The sequence below is a fragment of the Pseudomonas pudica genome (assembly GCF_015680405.1).
In the GTDB taxonomy this organism is placed as follows: domain Bacteria; phylum Pseudomonadota; class Gammaproteobacteria; order Pseudomonadales; family Pseudomonadaceae; genus Aquipseudomonas; species Aquipseudomonas pudica.
On the sequence record NZ_JADLJS010000014.1, the window covers coordinates 80,381 to 105,069 of the forward strand.

General features: G+C 63.0%; 26 protein-coding genes. 15 read left to right on the forward strand and 11 right to left on the reverse strand.

Features of this window, described 5'->3' with window-relative positions; translation table 11 throughout:
• Positions 1-60 precede the first annotated feature (60 nt).
• From IRZ77_RS12650 to tldD, 3 genes are read left to right on the forward strand one after another with little or no spacing between them, the layout of a single operon-like run.
• Positions 61-3,882, forward strand: coding sequence for a YhdP family protein (locus IRZ77_RS12650; protein WP_196173600.1), 3,822 nt, complete (start codon positions 61-63; stop codon positions 3,880-3,882).
• 8 nt (positions 3,883-3,890) lie between these two features.
• Entirely contained in the window at positions 3,891-4,742 is an 852-nt protein-coding gene (locus IRZ77_RS12655; RefSeq protein WP_085600624.1) for a carbon-nitrogen hydrolase family protein, read from the forward strand.
• Positions 4,743-4,744: 2 nt separating this feature from the next.
• Positions 4,745-6,184 carry a metalloprotease TldD gene (tldD, locus tag IRZ77_RS12660; RefSeq protein WP_196173601.1) on the forward strand — a complete coding sequence of 480 codons (1,440 nt, stop codon included), beginning with the start codon at positions 4,745-4,747 and terminating at the stop codon, positions 6,182-6,184.
• Between the two features lie 138 nt (positions 6,185-6,322).
• Here the strand turns inward: tldD and yjgA are convergent, their stop codons facing one another.
• A complete protein-coding gene (gene yjgA, locus IRZ77_RS12665; RefSeq protein ID WP_003255152.1) occupies positions 6,323-6,844 on the reverse strand; it encodes a ribosome biogenesis factor YjgA in 522 nt (173 codons plus the stop codon).
• A 108-nt stretch (positions 6,845-6,952) separates the two neighbouring features.
• Between yjgA and pmbA the strand changes: the two genes are divergently transcribed.
• From pmbA to IRZ77_RS12690, 5 genes are all read left to right on the forward strand, one after another.
• Complete coding sequence (gene pmbA / locus IRZ77_RS12670; RefSeq protein WP_046615774.1) at positions 6,953-8,299, forward strand: metalloprotease PmbA; 1,347 nt, start codon at positions 6,953-6,955, stop codon at positions 8,297-8,299.
• 72 nt (positions 8,300-8,371) lie between these two features.
• A complete protein-coding gene (locus tag IRZ77_RS12675) occupies positions 8,372-9,730 on the forward strand; it encodes a metallopeptidase TldD-related protein (protein ID WP_196173602.1) in 1,359 nt (452 codons plus the stop codon).
• A gap of 99 nt (positions 9,731-9,829) precedes the next feature.
• Positions 9,830-10,222 (forward strand): FagA protein, encoded by a 393-nt coding sequence (locus tag IRZ77_RS12680; RefSeq protein WP_135001615.1) that lies wholly within the window; start codon positions 9,830-9,832, stop codon positions 10,220-10,222.
• Positions 10,215-11,591 (forward strand): class II fumarate hydratase, encoded by a 1,377-nt coding sequence (locus IRZ77_RS12685; RefSeq protein ID WP_135001614.1) that lies wholly within the window; start codon positions 10,215-10,217, stop codon positions 11,589-11,591. The genes IRZ77_RS12680 and IRZ77_RS12685 overlap by 8 nt, the downstream gene beginning before the upstream one ends.
• A gap of 75 nt (positions 11,592-11,666) precedes the next feature.
• A complete protein-coding gene (locus tag IRZ77_RS12690; protein ID WP_046615771.1) occupies positions 11,667-12,278 on the forward strand; it encodes a superoxide dismutase in 612 nt (203 codons plus the stop codon).
• Positions 12,279-12,674: 396 nt separating this feature from the next.
• Here the strand turns inward: IRZ77_RS12690 and IRZ77_RS12700 are convergent, their stop codons facing one another.
• The 10 genes from IRZ77_RS12700 to IRZ77_RS12745 all read right to left on the reverse strand — a co-directional run bounded on the left by IRZ77_RS12700 (position 12,675) and on the right by IRZ77_RS12745 (position 19,688).
• Positions 12,675-12,947: an HPr family phosphocarrier protein gene (locus tag IRZ77_RS12700; protein WP_013971075.1), complete on the reverse strand. Its 273-nt coding sequence runs from the start codon at positions 12,945-12,947 to the stop codon at positions 12,675-12,677.
• A 19-nt stretch (positions 12,948-12,966) separates the two neighbouring features.
• Entirely contained in the window at positions 12,967-13,821 is an 855-nt protein-coding gene (gene rapZ, locus IRZ77_RS12705; RefSeq protein ID WP_085587488.1) for an RNase adapter RapZ, read from the reverse strand.
• A gap of 2 nt (positions 13,822-13,823) precedes the next feature.
• Positions 13,824-14,288, reverse strand: a complete 465-nt coding sequence (gene ptsN / locus IRZ77_RS12710) for a PTS IIA-like nitrogen regulatory protein PtsN (RefSeq protein WP_046615769.1) — start codon at positions 14,286-14,288, stop codon at positions 13,824-13,826.
• 12 nt (positions 14,289-14,300) lie between these two features.
• Positions 14,301-14,609, reverse strand: coding sequence for a ribosome hibernation-promoting factor, HPF/YfiA family (gene hpf / locus IRZ77_RS12715; RefSeq protein WP_003255135.1), 309 nt, complete (start codon positions 14,607-14,609; stop codon positions 14,301-14,303).
• A 79-nt stretch (positions 14,610-14,688) separates the two neighbouring features.
• Positions 14,689-16,182, reverse strand: a complete 1,494-nt coding sequence (locus IRZ77_RS12720) for an RNA polymerase factor sigma-54 (protein ID WP_015269061.1) — start codon at positions 16,180-16,182, stop codon at positions 14,689-14,691.
• 176 nt (positions 16,183-16,358) lie between these two features.
• Positions 16,359-17,084: an LPS export ABC transporter ATP-binding protein gene (gene lptB, locus IRZ77_RS12725; RefSeq protein WP_046615767.1), complete on the reverse strand. Its 726-nt coding sequence runs from the start codon at positions 17,082-17,084 to the stop codon at positions 16,359-16,361.
• Positions 17,085-17,609 carry a lipopolysaccharide transport periplasmic protein LptA gene (gene lptA, locus IRZ77_RS12730; protein WP_015269063.1) on the reverse strand — a complete coding sequence of 175 codons (525 nt, stop codon included), beginning with the start codon at positions 17,607-17,609 and terminating at the stop codon, positions 17,085-17,087. It lies immediately after the preceding gene.
• A complete protein-coding gene (gene lptC / locus IRZ77_RS12735; RefSeq protein WP_046615766.1) occupies positions 17,596-18,168 on the reverse strand; it encodes an LPS export ABC transporter periplasmic protein LptC in 573 nt (190 codons plus the stop codon). The genes lptA and lptC overlap by 14 nt, the downstream gene beginning before the upstream one ends.
• 8 nt (positions 18,169-18,176) lie before the next feature.
• A complete protein-coding gene (locus IRZ77_RS12740) occupies positions 18,177-18,701 on the reverse strand; it encodes a KdsC family phosphatase (protein ID WP_024086339.1) in 525 nt (174 codons plus the stop codon).
• Between the two features lie 12 nt (positions 18,702-18,713).
• On the reverse strand, positions 18,714-19,688 hold the full coding sequence (locus tag IRZ77_RS12745; RefSeq protein WP_003257920.1) for a KpsF/GutQ family sugar-phosphate isomerase: 975 nt from the start codon (positions 19,686-19,688) through the stop codon (positions 18,714-18,716).
• 248 nt (positions 19,689-19,936) lie between these two features.
• Between IRZ77_RS12745 and IRZ77_RS12750 the strand changes: the two genes are divergently transcribed.
• From IRZ77_RS12750 to murA, 7 genes are all read left to right on the forward strand, one after another.
• On the forward strand, positions 19,937-20,746 hold the full coding sequence (locus IRZ77_RS12750; protein WP_012270662.1) for an ATP-binding cassette domain-containing protein: 810 nt from the start codon (positions 19,937-19,939) through the stop codon (positions 20,744-20,746).
• A complete protein-coding gene (mlaE, locus tag IRZ77_RS12755; protein ID WP_013971083.1) occupies positions 20,746-21,543 on the forward strand; it encodes a lipid asymmetry maintenance ABC transporter permease subunit MlaE in 798 nt (265 codons plus the stop codon). Before IRZ77_RS12750 ends, mlaE begins: the two co-directional genes overlap by 1 nt.
• Positions 21,543-22,028, forward strand: a complete 486-nt coding sequence (gene mlaD, locus IRZ77_RS12760) for an outer membrane lipid asymmetry maintenance protein MlaD (protein WP_003257921.1) — start codon at positions 21,543-21,545, stop codon at positions 22,026-22,028. Before mlaE ends, mlaD begins: the two co-directional genes overlap by 1 nt.
• A gap of 9 nt (positions 22,029-22,037) precedes the next feature.
• Positions 22,038-22,685 carry an MlaC/ttg2D family ABC transporter substrate-binding protein gene (locus IRZ77_RS12765; protein WP_046615765.1) on the forward strand — a complete coding sequence of 216 codons (648 nt, stop codon included), beginning with the start codon at positions 22,038-22,040 and terminating at the stop codon, positions 22,683-22,685.
• A complete protein-coding gene (locus IRZ77_RS12770; protein WP_046615764.1) occupies positions 22,682-22,984 on the forward strand; it encodes an STAS domain-containing protein in 303 nt (100 codons plus the stop codon). Before IRZ77_RS12765 ends, IRZ77_RS12770 begins: the two co-directional genes overlap by 4 nt.
• 117 nt (positions 22,985-23,101) lie before the next feature.
• A complete protein-coding gene (locus IRZ77_RS12775; RefSeq protein WP_003255121.1) occupies positions 23,102-23,341 on the forward strand; it encodes a BolA family protein in 240 nt (79 codons plus the stop codon).
• Between the two features lie 23 nt (positions 23,342-23,364).
• On the forward strand, positions 23,365-24,630 hold the full coding sequence (gene murA, locus IRZ77_RS12780) for a UDP-N-acetylglucosamine 1-carboxyvinyltransferase (protein WP_046615763.1): 1,266 nt from the start codon (positions 23,365-23,367) through the stop codon (positions 24,628-24,630).
• Positions 24,631-24,689 lie beyond the last annotated feature (59 nt).

Sequence of the window (24,689 nt, forward strand, 5' to 3'; positions counted from 1 at the left end):
GTGGGCCGGGCTGGCAAAACCGGCACGACGGGCCATCATGGATAAACGACCTGGAGGGCCATGGCCATGGGACGTCTGACCCGCGTTCTTGTCGCCTTGACCCGCTGGGGGCTGGGCTTTTGCGCCCTGCTGGCGGTGTTGGTGGCGCTGTATGTCAGCCTCGGCCGCGAACTGGTGCCGTTGGTGGCCGAGTACCGCGCCGATGTGGAGAGCAAGGCCGAACAGTCTTTGGGCCTGCCTGTGCACGTTGGTGCCCTGGAAGGCCGCTGGAGCGGCCTGGCACCGGTGCTGCGGGTGCGCGACCTGCAACTGGGCGAGGGGGCCACGGCCCTGCGCCTGGACGACGTCAAGGTAGTACCCGATGTCTGGGCCAGCATCACCGCCCGCGAGGTACGCCTTGCACGCATTCAGTTGGGCGGCCTGCAACTGATCCTGCGCGAGAACGAGCAGGGCGCCTGGAGCCTCGAAGGCCTGCCGAAGAAAGATGATTCGCCGCTCGATCCTGCCGAGTTGTTGCAGCGCCTGCGCCAGTTGGGCCGTATCGATGTGTTCGACAGCCAGGTCACCCTGCACCCCTGGCAGCGCGACCCGTTGACCCTGACTTATGTGAGCGTCGGGCTGCAAGCCGGGGCTTCGCGCCATGCTCTGGACCTGCGCGCGACTCTGCCCGATGGCCAACCCCTGTCGCTGAACCTGCGCGGCCGGGCCACGGCCAACACCTGGCGCGACGGCCAGGTCGAAGCCTACCTGAGCCTGCCACAGAGTGACTGGGCGCGTTGGCTGCCGCCACGCCTGCTGGGCCAGTGGCATGCCGACGCCCTGCGGGCCGGCGGCGAGTTCTGGGTCGATTGGCGCAAGGGGCAGTTGCAGCAGGTCGTCGTACGCCTCAATGCACCGGAGCTGCAGGGCGCCTATGTCGGGCGAAAGGCGGCCAAGCTGACCAACCTGGCGCTGGGTGCCTGGTTCCAGCGACGGGAGCAAGGCTTCGATGTGGTGGTCGACTCCCTGGCCATGGACGTTGGCAAGACCCGTTGGGAGTCGCACCTGCAGTTGCAGCAGCGTGCAGGCGAGGACGCTGCCACGGAAAGCTGGCAAGTGCAGGCCGACCGCCTCGACCTCACGCCGTTGACCCCGCTGATCGATGCTCTTGCGCCGCTGCCGGACAAGGTCATGGCCGTGATCGATGGCCTGAAAGTGACCGGCGCGCTGCGCAATGTGCGCCTGGAGGCGCGGCCCAAGGCCGAAGGTGACCAGCGTCTGCAATTCGAAGCCAATCTGGAGAAGGTCGGTTTCGATGCCTATCACAATGCCCCGGCAGCCGGTAATGTCAGCGGCAGCATCAGCGGTGACCTCGGCCACGGTGAACTGCGCCTTGATACCGATGCGTTCATGCTGCACCTTTACCCGATCTTCGCCAAACCCTGGCACTACCAGAAGGCCAATGCGCGCCTGACCTGGGCCTTGGACAAAGAAGGTTTCACCCTGGTCGCGCCTTACCTCAAGGTACTCGGCGAGGAGGGCAAGATCGCCGGTGACTTCCTCATTCGCCTGTTGTTCGAGGAGGGCCGCGAGGATTACATGGACCTGCGCGTCGGCCTGACCGAAGGCGATGGCCGCTACACCGCCAAGTACCTGCCCGAGGTGCTCAGCCCCGCCCTCGACGAATGGCTGCGCAGTGCGATCGTCAAAGGCACGGTGGACGAAGGCTACTTCCAGTATCAGGGCTCGCTGAACCATGGCGTCGCGCCGGAAGCGCGCAGCATCAGCCTGTTCTTCAAGGTGCGTGATGCCGCCCTGGACTTCCAGCCGGGCTGGCCGCAGGTGCAGCACGTGGATGGCGATGTGTTCATCGAGGACAGTGGCGTGCGCGTCAAGGCCGAGCGGGGCGTACTGCTCGACACCAAAGTCAGCGATGTGAGCGTCGACATCCCGCATGTCGACGAGGGCCAGCAAAGCCACCTGTACCTCGATGGCAACTTCGACGGCAGTCTGGGCGATGGCCTGAAGGTTCTCAAGGAAGCGCCAATCGGCACTGGTGAGATATTCGCAGGCTGGGAGGGCGAGGGGCCGCTCAAGGGCAAGGTCAAGCTCGACATTCCGCTGGCCCACGGGCAGCGGCCGAAAGTGCAGGTGGACTTTGCCACCGACGATGCGCGGCTGAAGGTGGCACCGCCGAATCTGGAGTTGAGCCGCCTGAAGGGCGACTTCAGTTTCGATTTCGACAAGGGCCTGAGCGGCAAGGGCATCAGCCTGCAGGCCTTCGGCAAGCCGGTGACGGCGCAAATCACGGCCGAAGGCCAGCCAGGGCAGATGCAGACCCGCATCAACGCCAATGGCCAGGTCTCGCTCAAGGCGCTGACCGACTGGCTGCAGTTCAAGCAGGCCTTGCCGGCTTCGGGCGACCTGCCCTACCAGTTGCAGGTCAGCCTGGGTAGTCGAGACAACCGACTACGTGTCGACTCCAGTCTCAAGGGCCTGGCCATCGACCTGCCGGCACCGTTCGGCAAGGCTGCGGCGGATGCCCGTGATAGCCGTTTCAGCATGAGCCTGCAAGGCCCTGAGCGGCGCTTCGACGCGGCCTATGGCGACCTTGCCCGCTTTGCCTACGCCGCTCCGGCCGACAAACTGGCCCAGGGCCGTGGCGAGTTGTTGCTGGGCGCAGGTGACGCCCAGCTACCTGCCGGGCAGGGCCTGCGAGTACGCGGCCGCCTGCAGGCACTGGACCTGGCGCCCTGGCAAGAACGGGCGGCGCAATTGGTGGGTGGCGATCCGGGTGGCAGCGCGCGGCAGAACCTGCAAGGAGTCGACCTGAGCATTGGCCAACTGAAAGCCTTCGGCATGGATCTGAACCAGGCCGTGGTGCGTCTTGCCCGTGGTGGCGCTGCCTGGGATCTGCGCCTCGATAGCAGGGAGGTTATCGGCAACGCACGGGTGCCGGATGCCAAGGGCGCGCCCATGGTCGTGCGGATGCAGACCCTGCGCCTGCCCGCTGCCACCGATGCTGAAAAGCAGGCCGAGGAGGGCCCGGACCCATTGGCTTCATTCGACCCGCGCAAGGTGCCGGCGCTGGACCTGAGCATCGACAAGCTCTATCGCGGTGACGACCTGTACGGCAGTGCGTCGCTCAAGTTGCGGCCGACCGCGCGTGGCGTGACCGCCAGCGACATCGACCTCGACTTCAAGGGCCTGCGTATCGATGGTGGCGGCGGCTGGGAAGGCGAGCCGGGCAGCACCAGCAGCTGGTACAAAGGGCGCCTGGACGGCAAGAACCTGGCGGATGTGCTCAAGGCCTGGGGCTTTGCCCCGACCGTGACCAGCCGCGACTTCCGTCTGGATGTGGATGGCCGCTGGCCGGGTTCGCCGGCCTCGGTGAGCCTCAAGCGCTTCTCCGGCAGCATGGATGCAGCGCTGCGCACCGGTCAGTTCGTCGAGGTTGAAGGCAGTGCCCAGGCGCTGCGGGTGTTCGGCCTGCTGAACTTCAACTCCATTGGCCGGCGCTTGCGCCTGGACTTCTCCGACCTGTTCGACAAGGGCTTGGCCTACGACCGGGTCAAAGGCTTGCTGGTGGCCAGTGACGGTGTCTACGTGACCCGCGAGCCAATCGCCGTGACCGGCCCATCGAGCAACTTTGAGCTGGACGGTACCCTGGACCTGGTAAGCGACCGGGTCGATGCCAACCTGCAGGTGAGCCTGCCAGTGACCAACAACCTGCCGCTGGCGGCCCTGATTGTCGGCGCGCCGGCCGTGGGCGGGGCGCTGTTCCTGGTCGACCGGCTGATCGGCGACCGCGTGTCGCGCTTCGCCAGCGTGCACTACCGTGTCGAAGGTCCTGTGAAAGAGCCTAGAATCACATTTGTGAAACCTTTCGAGAAATCCCGCTAGGAGTGCCCATGAAGGCAGCTGTCATCCAGATGGTCAGCCAGGACGATGTGCTGGCTAACCTGCAGCGCGCCGGTGCCCTGCTGGAGCAGGCCGCCATTGGCGGTGCAAGGCTGGCTGTGCTGCCGGAAAACTTCGCCGCCATGGGCCGCAAGGACGCCGCTGCCATCGGCCGCGCCGAAGCGTTGGGTGAAGGTCCGATCCTGCCATGGTTGAAACGCACCGCCCGCGACCTCAAGTTATGGATTGTCGCAGGTACCTTGCCATTGCCACCGGTCGGCCAGCCCGAAGCCAAGGCCCATGCCTGCTCGCTGTTGATCGACGAACACGGTGAAGTGGCGGCACGCTATGACAAGTTGCACCTGTTCGATGTGGACGTTGCTGACAACCGTGGCCGCTACCGCGAGTCCGACGACTACGCCCACGGCGCCCAGGTGGTGGTGGCCGATACGCCGGTGGGGCGGCTGGGGCTGAGCGTGTGCTACGACCTGCGCTTCCCCGAACTGTACAGCGCACTGCGCGCCGCCGGCGCGGAACTAATCACTGCGCCGGCCGCTTTCACTGCGGTAACGGGCGCGGCGCACTGGGAAGTGCTGGTGCGTGCTCGGGCCATCGAGACCCAGTGCTACCTGCTGGCTGCAGCACAAGGCGGAACTCACCCGGGGCCACGGGAAACCCATGGCCATGCGGCGATCGTCGACCCCTGGGGGCGCATCGTCGCGGAACAGGCGCAAGGTGAAGCGGTACTGCTCGCCGAGCGCGACATTGACGAACAAGCGTCCATCCGGGCGCGCATGCCGGTGGTATCGCACCGGCGCTTTTTCTCGCAGGGCGCGTTGCGGCCTGCGCACACCTCGGAGTGACTATGAGCCAGATGTTATCCACCGTCAGCGAGCAGCTCCTGGCCCCAGGCGGCTTGACCCTGGACAGCCTGCAGAGCGTGCTGGGTGAGTTGGCCGGCCCCGGCATCGATGCCGCCGACCTGTATTTCCAGGGTCAGATCTCGGAAACCTGGGCGCTGGAAGACGGCATCGTCAAAGAGGGCAGTTTCAACCTCGACCAAGGCGTGGGCGTGCGTGCCCAGTCCGGTGAAAAGACCGGCTTTGCCTACAGCAACGCAATCAACCTCGAAGCGCTGACCTCGGCAGCCCGTGCCGCCCGTTCAATCTCCCGTGCCGGGCAGAACGGCAAGGTACAGGCCTTCCGCAGCCAGGACGTGGCCGCCCTTTATCCGGCGGACAACCCGCTGGATGTGCTCAGTCGTGCCGAGAAGGTCGAGCTGCTCAAGCGTGTCGACGCCGCCACCCGCGCCCTGGACCCGCGTATCCAGCAGGTCAGTGTGAGCATGGCCGGGGTCTGGGAGCGCATCCTGATCGCTGCGGTCGATGGCAGCCTGGCCGCCGACGTGCGCCCGCTGGTGCGCTTCAACGTCAGCGTCATCGTCGAGCAGAATGGCCGCCGCGAGCGTGGCGGGCAAGGCGGTGGCGGGCGTACCGACTACCGCTTCTTCACCGAAGAGCGGGTCATGGGCTATGCCCGCGAAGCGCTGCGCCAGGCCCTGGTGAACCTGGAGGCGATCCCGGCACCGGCTGGTACCCTGCCGGTGGTGCTGGGTTCGGGCTGGTCGGGCGTGCTGCTGCACGAGGCCGTCGGCCATGGTCTGGAAGGTGACTTCAACCGCAAGGGTAGTTCGGCGTTCAGCGGCCGCATTGGCGAGAAGGTGGCATCGAGCCTGTGCACCATCGTCGACGACGGCACTCTCGAGGGCCGCCGCGGCTCGCTGAGCGTGGATGACGAAGGCACCCCGACCGAGTGCACCACGCTGATCGAGAACGGTGTGCTCAAGGGCTACATGCAGGACAAACTGAACGCGCGCCTGATGGGCATGGCGGTCACCGGCAACGGCCGCCGCGAATCCTACGCGCACCTGCCGATGCCGCGCATGACCAACACCTACATGCGTGCCGGCGAAAGCGACCCGCAGGAAATCATCGCTTCGGTGAAGAAGGGCATCTACTGCGCCAACCTCGGCGGTGGCCAGGTGGACATCACCAGCGGTAAGTTCGTGTTCTCGACCAGTGAGGCCTACCTGATCGAAGACGGCAAGATTACCGCGCCGGTGAAAGGAGCGACCCTGATCGGCAATGGCCCGGAAGCGATGAGCCGGGTGTCGATGGTCGGTAACGACCTGGCGCTGGATAGCGGGGTAGGGACTTGCGGCAAGGACGGGCAGTCGGTGCCGGTCGGGGTCGGGCAGCCGACCCTGAAGCTGGATGCGATTACCGTGGGCGGTACAGGGGCGTGATGGCCATCTGGGACCGCTTTGCGGTCCTTTCGCGACGCAAGGCCGCTCCCACAGGGACCGCGCCGTGCAGAAATGGCAGCGCACTTACTGTGGGAGCGGCCTTGTGTCGCGATTGGGCCGCAAAGCGGCCCCGGCGATTCAGCGCAAGCCGCGCTGCAGCTCGTCGAGATCGCGGATGTACTTGAACACCTTGCGCGCGGCGGCAGGCGGTTTGTTCCGCGCCTTCTCGTGCTGGGCATGGCGCACCAGCGAGCGCAGTTGCTGGCGGTCGGTGTCGGGGTATTCGTTGACGAAGCGCTCGAGGTCTTCGTCGTTACCGTCGATCAACCGGTCACGCCAGCGCTCCAGGCTGTGGAAGCGTTCGTTGTACTGGCGGGTCGAGCTGTCCATCTGTTCGAGCAAGGCGTGGATGGCATCCAGGTCCTGTACGCGCATCAGCTTGCCGACAAACGACATGTGGCGTTTGCGGGCACCGTGAGCGGTGTGCTTGCTGGCTTCGGCCAGGGCCTTGCGCAGCTCGTCGGTCAACGGCAGGCGAGCCAGGGTATCGGCCTTGAGCGTGGTAAGGCGCTCGCCGAGTTCGACCAGCGCATGCAGTTCGCGCTTGATCTGGGTTTTGCTTTTTTCGCCGTCGAAGGCGTCGTCGTTTGAATCAACCATGGTGGCAGTCCGCTAGAAATCGCCGCCATGATAACCAGTCGGGGGCCGCTTGTCCGGCCCGGTCGTAGAATGACCCTCGCCGAACGCAGAATTTGAGTGGAGAGAACCATGAGTGCAGTCCAGAGCGTAGGTCCGAAAGACCTGCCAGCATTGCAGGAGCAGGTCGAGGCGATCATCGCCGAAGCGCGCCGCCAGGGGGCCAGTGCCTGCGAAGTGGCGGTGTCGCTGGAGCAGGGCCTGTCCACCACGGTACGCCAGCGAGAGGTCGAGACGGTCGAGTTCAACCGCGACCAGGGCTTCGGCATCACCCTGTATGTGGGCCAGCGCAAAGGCTCGGCCAGCACTTCGGCCAGTGGCCCGGAAGCAATCCGCGAAACCGTCGCCGCCGCTTTGGCGATTGCCAAGCATACCTCCGAAGATGAATGTTCCGGCCTGGCCGACGCGGCGCTGATGGCTCGCGAGATCCCGGACCTGGACCTGTACCACGACTGGAACCTCGAGCCGGAGAAGGCCATCGAGATGGCCCTGGCCTGCGAGGCGGCGGCATTCGACGCCGACCCGCGTATCCTCAATGCCGACGGCACCACCCTCAATACCCACCAGGGCTGCCGCGTGTATGGCAACAGCCATGGTTTCATCGGCGGCTACGCCTCGACCCGGCACAGCCTTAGCTGCGTGATGATCGCCGAAGGCGACGGCCAGATGCAGCGTGACTACTGGTACGACGTGAACCGCCAGGGTAACTTGCTGGCCGACCCGCGTAGCATCGGCGTGCGCGCTGCCCAGCGGGCCGCCAGCCGCCTGGGGGCGCGGCCGGTGCCGACCTGTGAGGTGCCGGTGCTGTTCTCGGCCGAGCTGGCCGGTGGCCTGTTCGGCAGCTTCCTGTCGGCCATTTCCGGCGGCAACCTGTACCGTAAATCCTCGTTCCTGGAGGGGACCATTGGTCAGCGCCTGTTCCCTGGCTGGCTGACCCTCGACGAGCGCCCGCACATTCCGCGGGCACTTGGCAGTGCCGCGTTCGACGGCGATGGTTTGGCTACCTATGCCAAGCCGTTCGTCGACAAGGGTGAGTTGGTGTCGTACCTGCTGGGTACCTATTCCGGGCGCAAGCTGGGTTTGCCAAGCACGGCCAACGCTGGTGGTGTGCACAACCTGTTCGTCAGCCATGGTGTCGAAGACCAGGCGGCGCTGATCCGGCGCATGGGCCGAGGGTTGCTGGTGACCGAGTTGATGGGGCATGGCCTGAACATGGTGACGGGGGATTATTCCCGTGGCGCGGCGGGGTTCTGGGTCGAGAATGGCGAGATTCAGCACGCGGTGCAGGAAGTGACCATTGCCGGGAACATGAAAGACATGTTCCAGCAGATTGTCGCGATTGGCAGCGATCTTGAGACCCGCAGCAACATTCACACCGGCTCTGTGCTAATCGAAAGGATGACAGTGGCAGGAAGCTGAGGGGCGTTGAATATGTAGCGCCCTGGCTTGCCGCATTGCTTCCATGATGATGCTTTTCATGGAGTGATGCGGATGTTGATTGATGTCGAGAAGCACCGCTTGCAGGCAACCGATCTGGCGCAGATGCAAGGCATGGTGCAGGAGTTGCTGAACATCCTGCAGCTGCGCAGCGCTTGCGAGTGCGAATTGGTGGCCTCAAGACGTTATACAGTCATACAGCCAGGTACCGCAGATAACCTTGGCTTGCTGAAGCTGGAGGAGCAGCATCAACTAGACGTCGTCATGTACCGGCACGGAAAGGTGGCCAGCTACCGGGCCAGATGGGAACATGCCTTCGATGCAGATGCATTCGTAGAAGATGCGCTTGCCTTTTGCTCCCAGTCGCCTCGGCACCCCTGCGCAGGGTTGCCATACGTCCAGGACCTGGCCTGGGAGTACCGCGATCTGGACCTGTTTCATGACTGGCGTAAAGCGTGCGCTTCTAGTGAACATCTAGTCGAGAAAGCCACAACACGCATCCACGATAGCGGTTCCAGCTTCCCGATCAAGGTCCACTTCGGGGCTACAGCCCAGATTCAGGTATTGGGTAACACTCAGGGGTTCATTGGCGGATACCGAGACACCCTCTACGAACTCAACTGCCGTGCAGATGCCTTCCACCGCGGCGTTCGGCCCGGCCGCGGAGTGTCCAGGGTTGCGCGAGACTTGGCTGGCCTGGGTGCAACCGACGACTTTGTGGCATCAGTCGTGAGTCAGTCGAGCATGCCAATGGGCGACCGGCCGCTTCCTCTCGAACGCTGCGCATATGTATTTTCACCTGTCACAAGCGTGCTGCTGCTGAACACCTTCCTCAAGGCTGTCACTGGCCAGGCTGTGGCCGACGGCGACTCCGTGCTATGCGGCTATTTGGACAAACCTCTCTTTGGCCCCGACATCGGCATTGTTGAAATGCCCATGCTCGAGAAGGGCGTTGGCAGTATGCCCTTTGACCGGCAAGGTTGTGTACCGAGTGGCGATCCATTTGTGCAGGACGGTCGTCTTGTGCGCTATGCATTGGATGCCGAATCTGCCAGACGCCTGGGCCTGCAGAATACTGGTAATTCCACGCATGCTTGGGAATCTGCTCGAAACCTCGCGTTCACGCCCGGCCAGCAGCCCTTGAATGAGCTGTTGGCGATCATGGGAAAGGGCGTGTTGGTCAGCGATGTTCGCTTGCTCAAACTGGATGTCGCCTCCGGCCAGATCCGATTGCAACTGATCGGAACCTGGGTGGATGCCGGTGCGCCCCAATATCGCCTCAAACCATTTGCTGTCCAGACTACCTTGCTCGAGCTGTTTCAGCGCATACGAGCCGTCGGCGCTGCGGATGATTTTCCTGGAAGAAGCGTTGGGAGTTCGCTGCTTGTCGAGCTACTGGATGCCGGTCGCTGAGTAACGGCATTACCTGCCACAACAGATAGCACTATTGAAATGCGTAGCATTACCACATAATAATGATTGTCATTAAATTCTGTGGCAAGGTCCTGTTTCATGAAAACCGTGCTTCACGAACTGCCCTATCTCGAGAACTGGCGCTGGTTGAGCCGGCGTATCCGCTGCGCACTCGAACCTGACGAGCCGCGCCTGATCGAGCATTACCTGGCTGAAGGCCGATATCTGGTGTGCTGCACCCAGACCTCGCCATGGACGGTAGCGCTTACCTCCTTCCGCCTGCTGCTGGATACCGCCTGCGACCGCATGCTGCCGTGGCATTGGCGCTGCTTGTGCCTGGACCAGGCATGGCGCCCGCTGCTGGACCTGCGCAACCTCGACCGCGAGGCACAGAACCAGCGCTGGCAGCCCTTCGCCCTGCAGTTGGCCAATTGCCGCCTGCTGCCGTCGATTTCTCCCGATGAACTGATGCAAGGATTTGATGATGAGTGATACCCGTATCGAGCGTGACAGCATGGGCGAGCTGCAGGTGCCGGCCCAGGCGCTGTACGGTGCCCAGACCCAGCGCGCGGTCGACAATTTCCCGATCAGCGGCCAGCGCATGCCGGCCCAGTTCATTCGTGCACTGCTGCTGGCCAAGGCTGCCGCAGCCAAGGCCAACGTCGAACTGGAACAGCTGTCGACCGCGCAGGGCCAAGCCATCGTAACGGCAGTTGAGCAGCTGCTGGCGGGGGACTTCATCCAGCATTTCCCTGTGGATGTGTTCCAGACCGGTTCCGGCACCAGTTCGAACATGAACGCCAACGAGGTTATCGCCACTCTGGCCAGCCGCGTGCTGGGTGAGGCCGTCAACGCCAACGACCACGTCAACTGCGGCCAGAGCAGCAACGACATCATCCCGACCACCATTCACGTCAGCGCCGCGCTGGCCCTGCACGAGCAGCTACTGCCAGCCCTGGCGCACCTGGTGCAGGTGATTGAGGCCAAGTCGGCGCAGGTGCATCAGTACGTGAAGACCGGCCGCACCCACCTGATGGATGCCATGCCAGTGCGCATGAGCCAGGTGCTGGATGGCTGGGCGGCGCAGATCAATGGCGCCAAGGCTCACATCGAAGCGACCCTGCCAAACCTGCAGGCGCTGGCCCAGGGTGGCACCGCCGTGGGTACCGGCATCAACGCCCACCCGCAGTTCGCTGCCGGTTTTGCCCGCCAGCTCAGCAGCCTGACCCAGGTCGAGTTCACTCCCGGGCAGAACCTGTTCGCCCTGATCGGCTCGCAGGACACCGCCGTGGCCCTGTCTGGCCAGCTCAAGACTGCCGCCGTGGCGCTGATGAAGATCGCCAATGACCTGCGCTGGATGAACTCCGGCCCGCTGGCCGGGCTGGGCGAAATCGAGCTGCAAGGCCTGCAGCCGGGCTCTTCGATCATGCCGGGCAAGGTCAACCCGGTGATTCCGGAAGCCACCGCCATGGTCGCCGCCCAAGTGATCGGCAATGACGCCACCATCGCCATCGCTGGCCAGTCCGGCAACTTCGAGCTGAACGTGATGCTGCCGGTGATCGCCCGCAACCTGCTGGAAAGCATCGAGCTGATGGCCAACGTCAGCCGCCTGCTGGCCGACAAGGCCATCGCCAGCTTCAAGGTCAACGAAAGCAAGCTCAAGGAAGCCCTGGCGCGCAACCCGATCCTGGTCACGGCGCTGAACCCGATCATCGGCTACCTGAAGGCCGCCGAAATCGCCAAGACCGCCTACAAGCAGGGTCGCCCGATCATCGACGTGGCGCTGGAGCACACCGACCTGTCGCGTGACCAGCTGGAAGCGTTGCTGAACCCGGAAAAACTCACCGCCGGAGGTATCTGACCCCGAGTCACGGCCCAAGCGCCAGCGGTGACCGCGTTGGTCATCGCTTACCCCATGTCTACGGAATTCAACGATATGCCCCATACCTTGCCTGCACTGCCTTACGCCTACGCTGCGCTGGAACCGCACATCGACGCGCAGACCATGGAAATCCATCACACCAAGCACCACCAGACCTACGTCAATGGCCTCAACGCCGCCATCGAAGGCACCGAGTGGGCTGAGTGGCCGGTGGAGAAACTGCTCGGCGCGGTCGGACAATTACCGGAACTCCTGCGTGGTGCGGTGACCAACCATGGCGGCGGGCACGCCAACCACAGCCTGTTCTGGACCGTGATGTCACCGCAGGGTGGGGGAGAGCCGCAGGGCGCTCTGGCGCAGGCCATCGAGGAACAGCTGGGCGGCTTCGATGCCTTCAAGGAGGCCTTCACCAAGGCTGCGTTGACCCGCTTCGGTAGTGGCTGGGCCTGGCTCAGCGTGACCCCGCAGAAAACCCTCGTAGTGGAAAGCAGCGGCAATCAGGACAGCCCGTTGATGCACGGCAACACGCCAATTCTCGGCCTGGATGTGTGGGAGCATGCGTACTACCTGAAGTACCAGAACCGTCGCCCGGAATACATCGGTGCCTTCTACAACGTGATTTACTGGTCGGAAGTGGAGCGCCGCTACCTCGACAGCCTGAAGTGAGCCTTTCCGGTATGCGCTCCAAGGTGATGACTGTCAGCCGTGTGCGCCTGTTTCGGCTGGCGCTTGGGACTTTGCTGTTGCTGGCAGGCACTGCGCTGCTATTGGCGCGCGGCTTCGCCTGGTTGGACCTTGCCTGGCCAGCTTGGGGCTGTGTATCGGCTTGCGCCGGATGATGATGTTTTCACCGGCTTCGCTGTGGGGAGCGGCACATAACTCATTGAATCAGCGGGGACTTTGTGGGAGCGGCTTTAGCCGCGAACACCGGCGAAGTCGGTGCCATGCACCGCGTTGGATTCTTCGCGGCTAAAGCCGCTCCCACACGGGTACGCGTACCGCTTGCACAGGCGATTTGTGCTGAAAAGCTGTTCCCACACGGACCGTGCAGGCCTGCAAAATTCATTCGCCTTCGTCGAAATAATTGTTGATCAGCTCGACCAGCGCTGCCATCGCATCGTCGTCCTGCTCACCTTCGGTATGAAGGTGCACCTGCGTACCTTTGCCGGCCGCCAGCATCATTACCGCCATGATGCTTTTGCCATCCACCAGCTTGTCCGGCGCACGGCCAACCCTGACCTGGCAGGGGAAGCGGCCGGCAACGCCGACGAACTTGGCTGCCGCCCGGGCATGCAGGCCCAACTTGTTGATGATGGTTATTTCACGGGCGGGCATCGTGGGGCGGATCCTTGGGCTAGAGGTCGCGGTGGCGGACCTGGACGTTTTTCAGGGATTGCTGCAGCAGCTGGCCAAGGCGTTCGGTGATGTACACCGAGCGGTGGTGACCGCCGGTGCAGCCAATGGCAATGGTGACGTAGGCACGGTTGCTGGCGGCGAAGCGGGGCAGCCACTTGAGCAGGTAACTGGAAATGTCGTTGAACATCTCTTCGACATCCGGCTGTGCGGCCAGGTAGTCGATCACCGGTTGGTCGAGGCCGGAGTGCTCACGCAGCTCGGGCTTCCAGTAGGGGTTGGGCAGGCAGCGCACATCGAACACCAGGTCTGCATCGACCGGCATTCCGCGCTTGAAACCGAACGACTCGACCAGGAACGCGGTGCCAGGCTCGGGCTGGTTGAGCAGGCGCAGCTTGATCGAATCACGCAACTGGTACAGGTTCAGGCTGGTGGTGTCGATCTTCAGGTCGGCCAGGTCTGCAATCGGCCCCAGCAATTCGCTTTCCACCCGAATCGCTTCCGCGAGCGAGCGGTTGGCGTTGGTCAGCGGGTGGCGCCGGCGGGTTTCCGAGAAGCGCTTGAGCAGCATGTCTTCGTCGGCATCCAGGTACAGCACGTCGCACTGGATATGCCGAGCGCGGGCTTCTTCGAGCAACTCGGGGAAACGCGTCAGGTGGCTGGGCAGGTTGCGCGCGTCGATCGACACGGCGACCTTGGGTTGCAGCAACTCGGTATTGATCAGCGCATTTTCCGCCAGCTGTGGCAGCAGCCCGGCGGGCAGGTTGTCAATGCAGTAGAAACCGTTGTCTTCCAGGACATCGAGGGCGGTGCTCTTGCCGGAGCCGGACCGGCCGCTGACGATGATCAGGCGCATGTTCAGTGCTCGTTCTGTACGTCCAGGACAACCTGGAACAGGGCCTCGCTGCTGGTGGCCGCACGCAGGCGATCACGGACCTCCTTGCGATCGAGCATGCTGGCAATCTGGCGCAGCAGTTCCAGATGGGCATCGGTGGCGGCCTCTGGCACCAGCAGGACGAACAGCAGGTCCACCGGCGCGCCATCGATGGCGTCGTAGTCGATAGGGGCTTCCAGATGCAGCAGGGCGCTGACCGGAGCGGAACATCCTTCAAGCCGGCAGTGCGGGATGGCGATGCCGTTGCCGAAACCGGTCGAGCCGAGTTTTTCCCGGGCGATCAGTTTTTCGAAGACGTCTTGCATCTCCAGTTCGGGCACTTGATCGGCGATGACGGTGGCGACCTTTTCCAGGGCGCGCTTCTTGCTGCCGCCCGGCACGTTCACGAGGGAACGGCCGGGGGTCAGGATGGTTTCAAGTCGGATCATGGATGAGGGGGATCAGCGGGCAGCTGCACCTTGCAGCAGGCTTTGCTGTTTTTCCTTGTGTTTTTTCAGTTGGCGGTCGAGCTTGTCTGCCAAGGCGTCGATCGCTGCATACATGTCTTCGTGTTCGGCGTTGGCAACCACTTCGCCGCCGGGAATCTGCAAGGTCGCCTCGACCTTCTGCTGCAGCTTCTCGACTTTCATGATGACCTGCACGTTGGTGATCTTGTCGAAGTGACTTTCCACGCGAGCGAGCTTTTCAAGCACGTAATCGCGCAGTGGCTGGGTGACTTCTACATGCTGTCCACTGATATTGACTTGCATACAGCTTCTCCTTTGTTGCCCGTGCATAAAGAGGCAGATCTTGCACCTGCCCCACAAACGCTGTGGCACATCTCAGGGGCTACATCAGTCGCTTGCGCTCGCTCGACGGTGCGATGCCGAGGGACTCGCGGTACTTGGCGACGGTGCGACGGGCTACCTGGATGCCTTGTGCCTCCAGTAAACCAGCGATCTTGCTGTCACTCAATGGCTTTTTCTGATTTTCCGCCGCAACCAGTTTCTTGATGATCGCGCGGATCGCCGTAGACGAGCATTCTCCGCCTTCGGAGGTGCTGACGTGGCTGGAGAAAAAGTATTTCAGTTCGTAGATGCCACGCGGCGTGTGCATGTATTTCTGCGTGGTTACCCGCGAAATGGTCGACTCGTGCATGCCCACCGCTTCGGCAATGTCATGCAGCACCAACGGCTTCATCGCTTCGTCGCCGTGATCGAGGAAGCCGCGCTGGTGCTCGACGATCTGCGTGGCCACCTTCATCAGGGTTTCGTTGCGGCTTTGCAGGCTCTTGATGAACCAGCGCGCTTCCTGCAACTGGTTGCGCATGAAGGTGTTGTCGGCGCTGGTGTCGGCCCGGCGCACAAAACCGGCATATTGCGGGTTGACGCGCAGGCGCGGAATGGCCTCCTGGTTCAGCTCCACCAGCCAGCGGTCGCTGTCCTTGCGCACGATGACGTCGGGCACCACGTACTCAGGCTCGCTGGACTCGATCTGCGAGCCGGGGCGCGGGTTGAGGCTTTGTACCAGCTCGATGACCTGGCGTAGCTCGTCTTCCTTGATTTTCATGCGACGCATCAGCTGGCTGTAATCACGGCTGCCGAGCAGGTCGATGAAGTCGGTGACCAGGCGCTTGGCTTCGGCCATCCACGGCGTGCTGGCGGGCAGCTGGCGCAGTTGCAGCAACAGGCATTCGCCCAGGGTGCGGGCGGCAACACCGGCTGGTTCGAACTGCTGGATGCGGTGCAGTACCGCTTCGACCTCGTCCAGCTCGATATCCAGCTCCGGGTCGAAACCGGCGCAGATCTCCTCGAGGGTGTCTTCCAGGTAACCCTGGCCGTTGATGCTGTCGATCAGGGTGACGGCGATCAGGCGGTCGGTGTCGGACATCGGAGCCAGGTTCAGTTGCCACAGCAGGTGGCTTTGCAGGCTTTCGCCGGCCGATGTGCGGGTGGTGAAGTCCCACTCGTCGTCGTCGTTGCTCGGCAGGCTGCTGGCGCTGGTCTGGTAGATGTCTTCCCAGGCGGTGTCGACCGGCAGTTCGTTGGGGATGCGCTCGCTCCACTCACCGTCTTCCAGGGTGTCGGCACTGGTAGTGCTTTCCTGGAAGCTGTTGTCCTGGACTTCGGCGGCCGGCTTGTTCTCGGCGTTGTCCGCCATCGGGTCGCTATTGTCGAAGTCGTCGCCGTCTTCCTGACGTTCGAGCATCGGGTTCGACTCCAGCGCTTCCTGGATTTCCTGTTGGAGGTCCAGGGTGGAGAGCTGGAGCAGGCGGATGGCCTGTTGCAACTGCGGTGTCATCGTCAGTTGCTGGCCCATTTTTAGGACGAGCGATGGTTTCATGGCTGGGGCTTAATACCTTGTTCGCCGGCGCGCATGCGCCATCCACTACACGAGGGCGCCGGGGCGCCAGATCAAGCAAGTTTTATGCCTTAAATTGTAGCGTTTGCCTAGAGCACTGTAACAACTTTACCCCGGCCTTCAGGGCGATTTGCCAGTACTCCAGGCGCGTGCCGGGGTCAGAGCCGGAACTCGTGGCCCAGGTAAACCTCTTTGACCAGGTCGTTGGCCAGGATGGTTTCGGAGTCGCCTTCAGCGATCAGCCGGCCATCGTTGACGATATAGGCGGTTTCGCAGATATCCAGGGTCTCACGCACGTTGTGGTCGGTGATCAGTACACCGATACCCTTGGCCTTGAGGTGATGGATGATCTGCTTGATGTCGCCGACCGAGATCGGGTCGACACCGGCAAACGGTTCGTCCAGCAGGATGAACTTGGGTGCGGTCGCCAGCGCGCGGGCAATTTCCACGCGGCGGCGCTCACCACCGGACAGGCTCATGCCGAGGTTGTCGCGAATGTGGCTGATGTGGAACTCCTGCAGCAGGCTTTCCAGTTCTTTGCGCCGGCCGTCGCGGTCGAGGTCCTTGCGGGTCTCGAGGATGGCCATGATGTTGTCGGCCACCGACAGCTTGCGGAAGATCGAGGCTTCCTGCGGCAGGTAGCCGATGCCGGCGCGGGCGCGACCGTGCATGGGCTGGTGGCTGACATCGAGGTTGTCGATCAGCACGCGCCCCTGATCGGCCTGGACCAGGCCGACGATCATGTAGAAGCAGGTGGTTTTGCCGGCGCCGTTGGGGCCGAGCAGGCCGACGATCTGGCCGCTGTCGATCGACAGGCTGACGTCGCGTACGACCTGCCGCCCCTTGTAGCTCTTGGCCAGGTGCTGGGCTTTGAGGGTTGCCATTTACTCGGCCTTCTTCTTGGGCTGGATCACCATGTCGATGCGCTGACGCGGCGAGGTCACGTTGCCACCGCGACCGGCGGTTGCCACTTGGGTCTGGGTGTTGTAGACGATCTTCTCGCCTTCGGTGGTGTTGCCTTCGTTCTCGACCTTGGCGCGGTCGGTGAGGATCACCATGTCCTTCTGCGACTGGTACTGGATGGTCACCGCCCAGCCTTTCATCTTGTCCGGTTTGGCTGCGCTCTGCTGCTGCTCGAAGTAGGCCAGGTTGCCCACCGAGGTCACCACGTCGATATCGCCGGAGGCGGAGCGGGTGATGGTCACGGTGTTGCCTTTGATCATCATCGAACCCTGGGTGATGATCACGTCGCCGGTGTAGGTGGCCACGCCCTGCTTGTCGTCCAGGTGGGCGTTGTCGGCCTGGATGCGGATAGGCTGGTCACGGTCGTTCGGCAGGGCGAGGGCGCTCGCGCTTCCCAGTGCTGCGCTCAGGCTGAGCAAAAGGGGGAGGGTTTTAACGAGCCTCATACTGTCCTCTTACGTTAGAGAGCAAGTCCATCTTGCCTTCTTTCAAATACGCTTTCATTCCTTTGCCCGTAGTTGTGCCACCGGCGCCGTCGATTCTAACGGCTTGCTCGGTCTGCGCATATTGCTTCTGCGGGAACACGGTCATGCGTGAGCTGGTAATGATCATTTCGCGCTGCTTTTCGTCGGTGCGGGCGACCCGTACGTTGTCGATCAGTTCGACTTCGCTGCCGTCCGGGTTGACTTCGGCGCGAGTGCTCTGTACGTGCCAGGGGTATTCGGTACCGCGGTAAAGGTGCAGGTCCGGCGTGGTCAGCAGGGTGATTTCGCTGGCCTTGAGGTGTTCGACCTTGTCGGCAGTCATTTCGTACTGCAGCTTGCCATCGGGCAGGAACTGCAGGCTGTGAGCGTTGACCGCGTAGTAGTCGATGGCGCTTTCGTCGACCTGGGCCACCGGCTTGTCGAGGAAGCTTTCCGGGCTGACATTCCAGTAGCCGATCGCCACCAGCAGGGCGGCGATTACCGCGAGCAGCGCAATGTTGCGGGCTTTCTTGCTGAACATGGGCAGCCTTACAGGTAGTTGGCGTTGGCAGCGTCCAGGGTGCCCTGGGCCTGCATGATCAGTTCGCAGAATTCACGGGCCGCGCCTTCGCCGCCACGTGCCTGGGTCACGCCATGGGCGTGTTGGCGCACGAACGGCGCGGCGTTGGCGACCGCCATGCCCAGGGCCACGCGGCGGATTACCGGCAGGTCGGGCAGGTCGTCGCCAAGGTAGGCCACTTGAGCATAGCTCAGGCCCAGTTCGGCGAGCAGGCCGTCCAGCACCACCAGTTTGTCCTCGCGGCCCTGGTACAGGTGCGGGATACCGAGGTTCTTCGCCCGGCGCTCGACCACCGGGGTCTTGCGCCCGCTGATGATCGCGGTGGTCACGCCCGAGGCCATGAGCATCTTGATGCCCTGGCCGTCGAGGGTATTGAACGTCTTGAACTCGCTGCCGTCCTCTAGGAAGTACAGGCGCCCGTCGGTGAGCACGCCGTCCACGTCGAACACTGCCAGCTTGATGTTCTTGCCGCGTTGCATGAGGTCCTGGTTCATTCCATCGCTCCTTTACATCACGCCGGCGCGCAGCAGGTCGTGCATGTTCAGGGCGCCGGTGGGGCGGTCCTCGCGGTCCACCACCACCAAGGCGCCGATCTTGTGGTCTTCCATGATCTTCAGGGCCTCGGCCGCGAGCATTTCGGCGCGGGCCGTCTTGCCGTGCACGGTCATTACCTGGTCGATCAGGGTGGTGTGGACATCGATGTTGCGGTCCAGGCTGCGGCGCAGGTCGCCGTCGGTGAAGATCCCCGCCAGCTTGCCATCGGCTTCGACGATCACGGTCATGCCCAGGCCTTTGCGGGACATTTCAAGGAGTGCGTCCTTGAGCAGGGTGCCGCGGGGCACCTGGGGCAGTTCGTCGCCGGCGTGCATCACGTTCTCCACCTTGAGCAGCAGGCGGCGGCCCAGAGCACCACCCGGGTGCGAGAAGGCAAAGTCTTCCGCGGTGAAGCCGCGAGCTTCGAGCAGGGCAATGGCCAGCGCGTCGCCCAGCACCAGCGATGCGGTGGTGGAGGAGGTGGGTGCCAGGTTCAGCGGGCAGGCCTCTTGCTCGACGCGGGCGTCGAGGTTGACCTCGGCAGCCTGGGCCAGGGGCGAGTCCGGGTTGCCGGTCAGGCTGATCAGCTTGATGCCCAGGCGCTTGATCAGCGGCAGCAGGGTGACGATTTCGGCGGTGCTGCCGGAGTTCGACAGGGCAAGGATGACATCATCGCGGGTGATCATGCCCATGTCGCCATGGCTGGCTTCGGCCGGGTGCACGAAAAACGCCGGCGTGCCGGTGCTGGCCAGGGTGGCGGCGATCTTGTTGCCGATGTGCCCGGACTTGCCCATGCCGACCACGACGACCCGGCCCTTGCTGGCCAGGATCAGTTCGCAGGCCTTGACGAAATTGTCGTCGATGCGCGCCAGCAGGGCCTCTACGGCCTCGAGTTCCAGGCGCAGGGTGCGTTGGGCGGATTGGATCAGCTCGCTGGATTGGCTCATGTCGAAAAAGCAATGCCTGATGAAAAGGCGGCGATTATAGCTGCAATGAAAGAAACCCTCACGCTTTCTATTGCCGTGGTGAATGTCTGGTCAGCCTGTCGCAGGGCTGAACGACTCGTTAGCCGGCCTTGGGGCGGTGCTGTCAGCGGTGCTATAGTTCGCCGCTATTCGGCCTGCCTGGGGCGCTTGTGCCTTCCAGATGGAGGCCGACGTCCATTAGGACGAGGCTGCACTAGCAAGGAGTCTAGATGAGTGTGGATAGCGCCTACGCGGTCGAGTTGAAGGGGGTTACCTTCAAACGCGGTTCGCGCAGCATTTTCAGCAATGTCGACATTCGCATCCCGCGCGGCAAGGTCACCGGTATCATGGGACCATCGGGTTGCGGCAAGACCACATTGCTCCGCCTGATGGGCGCGCAGCTGCGCCCCTCCAGCGGTGAGGTCTGGGTTGCCGGGCAGAACCTGCCGACGCTGTCGCGCAGCGACCTGTTCGACGCCCGCAAGCAAATGGGGGTGCTGTTCCAGAGCGGCGCGCTGTTCACCGATCTCGATGTGTTCGAGAACGTCGCGTTCCCACTGCGCGTGCACACCCAGCTGTCGGACGAGATGATCCGCGATATCGTGTTGATGAAGCTGCAGGCCGTGGGGCTGCGCGGTGCCATCGACCTGATGCCCGACGAGCTGTCCGGTGGCATGAAGCGCCGTGTGGCGTTGGCCCGGGCGATTGCGCTGGACCCGCAGATCCTCATGTACGACGAACCGTTCGTCGGCCAGGACCCGATCGCCATGGGTGTATTGGTGCGTCTGATCCGCCTGCTCAACGACGCCCTGGGTATTACCAGCATCGTCGTTTCCCACGACCTGGCGGAAACCGCCAGCATTGCCGACTACATCTATGTCGTAGGTGATGGCCAGGTGCTGGGCCAGGGGACGCCTGACGAGCTGATGGGCTCGGACAACCCGCGCATTCGCCAGTTCATGAAGGGCGACCCGGACGGCCCGGTGCCTTTCCATTTCCCTGCGCCTGACTACCGCGCCGACCTGCTGGGAGCGCGTTGATGCGCAGAAAATCCTTACTCGAACGTGTCCGCCTGCTGGGGCGCTCGGCCATTGACGTGCTGGCGGTGCTGGGGCGCTCCTGCCTGTTCCTGTTCCATGCACTGATCGGCCGTGGCGGCATCGGTGGCGGCTTCCAGCTGCTGACCAAGCAGCTGTACTCGGTGGGCGTGCTGTCGCTGGCGATCATCGTCGTGTCCGGCGTGTTCATCGGCATGGTGCTGGCGCTGCAGGGCTTCAGCATCCTGACCAAGTACGGCTCGGAGCAGGCGGTGGGGCAGATGGTCGCCCTGACCCTGCTGCGTGAGCTCGGCCCGGTGGTGACGGCATTGCTGTTCGCTGGCCGTGCCGGTTCGGCGCTCACCGCGGAAATCGGCAACATGAAGTCCACCGAGCAGCTGTCGAGCCTTGAAATGATCGGCGTCGACCCTCTCAAGTACATCGTCGCGCCGCGGCTGTGGGCCGGTTTCATTTCGCTGCCGTTGCTGGCGCTGATTTTCAGCGTGGTCGGCATCTGGGGTGGCTCGTGGGTCGCGGTGGACTGGCTGGGCGTCTACGAGGGCTCGTTCTGGGCCAACATGCAGAACAGTGTTTCGTTCACCGACGACGTGCTCAACGGGCTGATCAAGAGCCTGGTATTTGCCTTCGTCACGACCTGGATCGCCGTATTCCAGGGGTACGACTGTGAGCCCACCTCAGAAGGGATCAGCCGTGCCACCACCAAGACCGTGGTCTATGCCTCGTTGGCAGTGCTGGGTCTGGACTTTATTCTGACCGCCTTGATGTTTGGAGATTTCTGATGCAAAACCGCACCCTGGAAATCGGTGTCGGCCTGTTCCTCCTGGCCGGGATCCTGGCGCTGCTGCTGCTCGCCCTGCGTGTCAGCGGGCTGTCGGCCAGCCCGAGCAGCGATACCTATAAAGTTTATGCCTACTTCGACAATATCGCCGGTTTGACGGTCAGAGCTAAAGTGACCATGGCCGGTGTGACCATCGGCAAGGTTACCGCCATCGATCTGGACCGTGACTCCTACACCGGTCGGGTGACGCTGCAACTGGACAAGTCGGTGGACAACCTGCCGACCGACTCCACGGCCTCGATCCTGACGGCCGGGTTGCTTGGCGAGAAGTACATCGGCATCAGCGTGGGCGGTGAGGACCAAGTGCTCAAGGACGGCGGGACCATCCATGACACCCAGTCGGCGCTGGTGCTGGAAGATCTGATTGGCAAGTTCCTGCTCAACTCCGTTGGCAAGGAACCGAAAGAAGCGCAACCGGCTAATTAAGGAGTTTCCATGATTTCGATCCTGCGACGTGGCTTGCTGGTCCTGCTGGCGGCCTTCCCCCTGATGGCGCTGGCCGCGCAGTCTCCGCATGACGTGGTGCAGAGCACCACCACAGAGCTGCTGGGTGAGCTCAAGGCCAACAAGGAGCAGTACAAGTCCAACCCGCAAGCGTTCTACGACGCCCTTGACCGTATCCTCACGCCCGTGGTCGATGCCGACGGTATTTCCAGAAGCATCATGACCGTCAAGTACTCGCGCAAGGCCACGCCCGAGCAGATGCAGCGCTTCCAGGAAAACTTCAAGCGCAGTCTGTTCCAGTTCTACGGTAACGCCCTGCTGGAGTACAACAACCAGGGGATCGTCGTGGACCCGGCCAAGGCCGATGACGGCAAGCGTGCCTCCGTAGGCATGAAGGTCACCGGCAACAATGGCGCCGTGTACCCGGTTCAGTACACTCTGGAAAACCTGGGTGGCGAATGGAAGGTGCGTAACGTGATCGTCAACGGCATCAACATCGGCAAGCTGTTCCGCGACCAGTTCGCCGATGCCATGCAGCGCAATGGCAACGACCTGGACAAGACCATCGACGGCTGGGCCGGCGAAGTGGCCAAGGCCAAGCAGGCCGCCGACAACTCGCCAGAGAAGACCGTCAAATGAGTGAGGCCGGCGTAAGCATGGCCGAGCCGGGCGTGCTGCGCCTGGCCGGCGTGCTGGACTACCGCAGCGGGCCCGCCCTGCGCAAGCAGGGCAGGGCGCTGATCGCGGGCTGCCGCGAGGCGCAGTTGGTGCTCGATTGCTCGGCTGTACAGCGCTCCACCAGTGTCGGCCTGTCGTTGCTGCTGGCCTTCATGCGCGATGCCCAGGCCACCGGCAAGGGTTGCCAGGTGCGCGGTATGCCCGACGACATGCGGGAAATTGCCGAGGTCTATGACCTCGATGAAGTGCTGGCAACCTGATGTTCCGGCACGGATGATGGCCCCTCGGTCAGCGAAACCCTCGTTGGGCTTCGCAGGCGAGGGGCTTTTTTGTATGATGGCCGACCCGTGCGCATCGGGCGCCGATTGAGGTTGAGCATGCAGGCCGTAGAAGTTAAAAGCTTCCTTGAAGAGAAATTGCCGGGTTCCCGGGTCGAAGTTGAAGGCGAAGGCTGCAACTTCCAGTTGAACGTGATCAGCGACGAGTTGGCTGGCCTGAGCCCGGTCAAACGCCAGCAGGCGATCTATGCTCACCTGAATCCGTGGATCGCCAATGGCAGCATCCATGCGGTAACCATGAAATTTTTCAGCAGCGCAGCCTGGGCTGAGCGCACCTGAGCCAACGTGGCGGCGAGATTCCAATGGACAAACTGATTATTACTGGCGGCGCTCGCCTTGATGGCGAGATCCGCATTTCGGGCGCGAAGAACGCAGCCCTGCCGATTCTGGCGGCGACCCTGCTGGCCGACGGCCCGGTCACCGTGGGCAACCTGCCGCACCTGCACGACATCACCACCATGATCGAGCTGTTCGGCCGCATGGGCATCGAGCCGGTGATCGACGAAAAGCTGGCGGTCGAGATCGATCCACGCACCATCAAGACCCTGGTCGCGCCTTACGAGCTGGTCAAGACCATGCGCGCCTCGATCCTGGTGTTGGGCCCGATGGTCGCCCGTTTCGGCGAGGCCGAAGTGGCCCTGCCTGGCGGTTGCGCCATTGGTTCGCGCCCGGTTGACCTGCACATCCGTGGCCTCGAGGCCATGGGCGCGAAGATCGAAGTCGAAGGCGGCTACATCAAGGCCAAGGCGCCTGAGGGTGGCCTGCGCGGTGCGCACTTCTTCTTCGACACCGTCAGCGTGACCGGTACCGAGAACATCATGATGGCCGCTGCCCTGGCCAAGGGCCGCAGCGTGCTGCAGAACGCCGCGCGCGAGCCGGAAGTGGTCGACCTGGCCAACTTCATCAACGCCATGGGCGGTAATGTCCAGGGCGCCGGTACCGACACCATCGTCATCGACGGCGTCGAGCGTCTGGGCTCGGCCAACTACCGCGTGATGCCGGACCGTATCGAGACCGGCACCTACCTGGTTGCCGCTGCCGTGACCGGTGGTCGCGTCAAGGTCAAGGACACCGACCCAACCATCCTTGAAGCAGTACTGGAAAAACTCAAGGAAGCCGGCGCCGACATCAATACCGGCGACGACTGGATCGAGCTGGACATGCACGGCAAGCGGCCGAAAGCCGTCAACCTGCGTACCGCCCCGTACCCTGCTTTCCCGACCGACATGCAGGCGCAGTTCATCTCGCTCAACGCCATTGCCGAAGGCACCGGTGCAGTGATCGAGACAATCTTCGAGAACCGCTTCATGCACGTCTATGAAATGCACCGCATGGGCGCGCAGATCCAGGTCGAAGGCAACACTGCCATCGTCACAGGCGTCAAGGCGCTGAAGGGTGCCCCGGTAATGGCCACCGACCTGCGTGCTTCCGCCAGCCTGGTGCTGTCGGCGCTGGTAGCCGAAGGCGATACCCTGATCGATCGCATCTACCACATCGACCGTGGTTACGAGTGCATCGAAGAAAAACTGCAGATGCTGGGCGCGAAGATCCGTCGCGTGCCGGGCTAATCGTCTGCCTGGTGCATCCTGTGGGAGTGCGGTTTGCCCGCTTTCGCAGGATGCGCCTA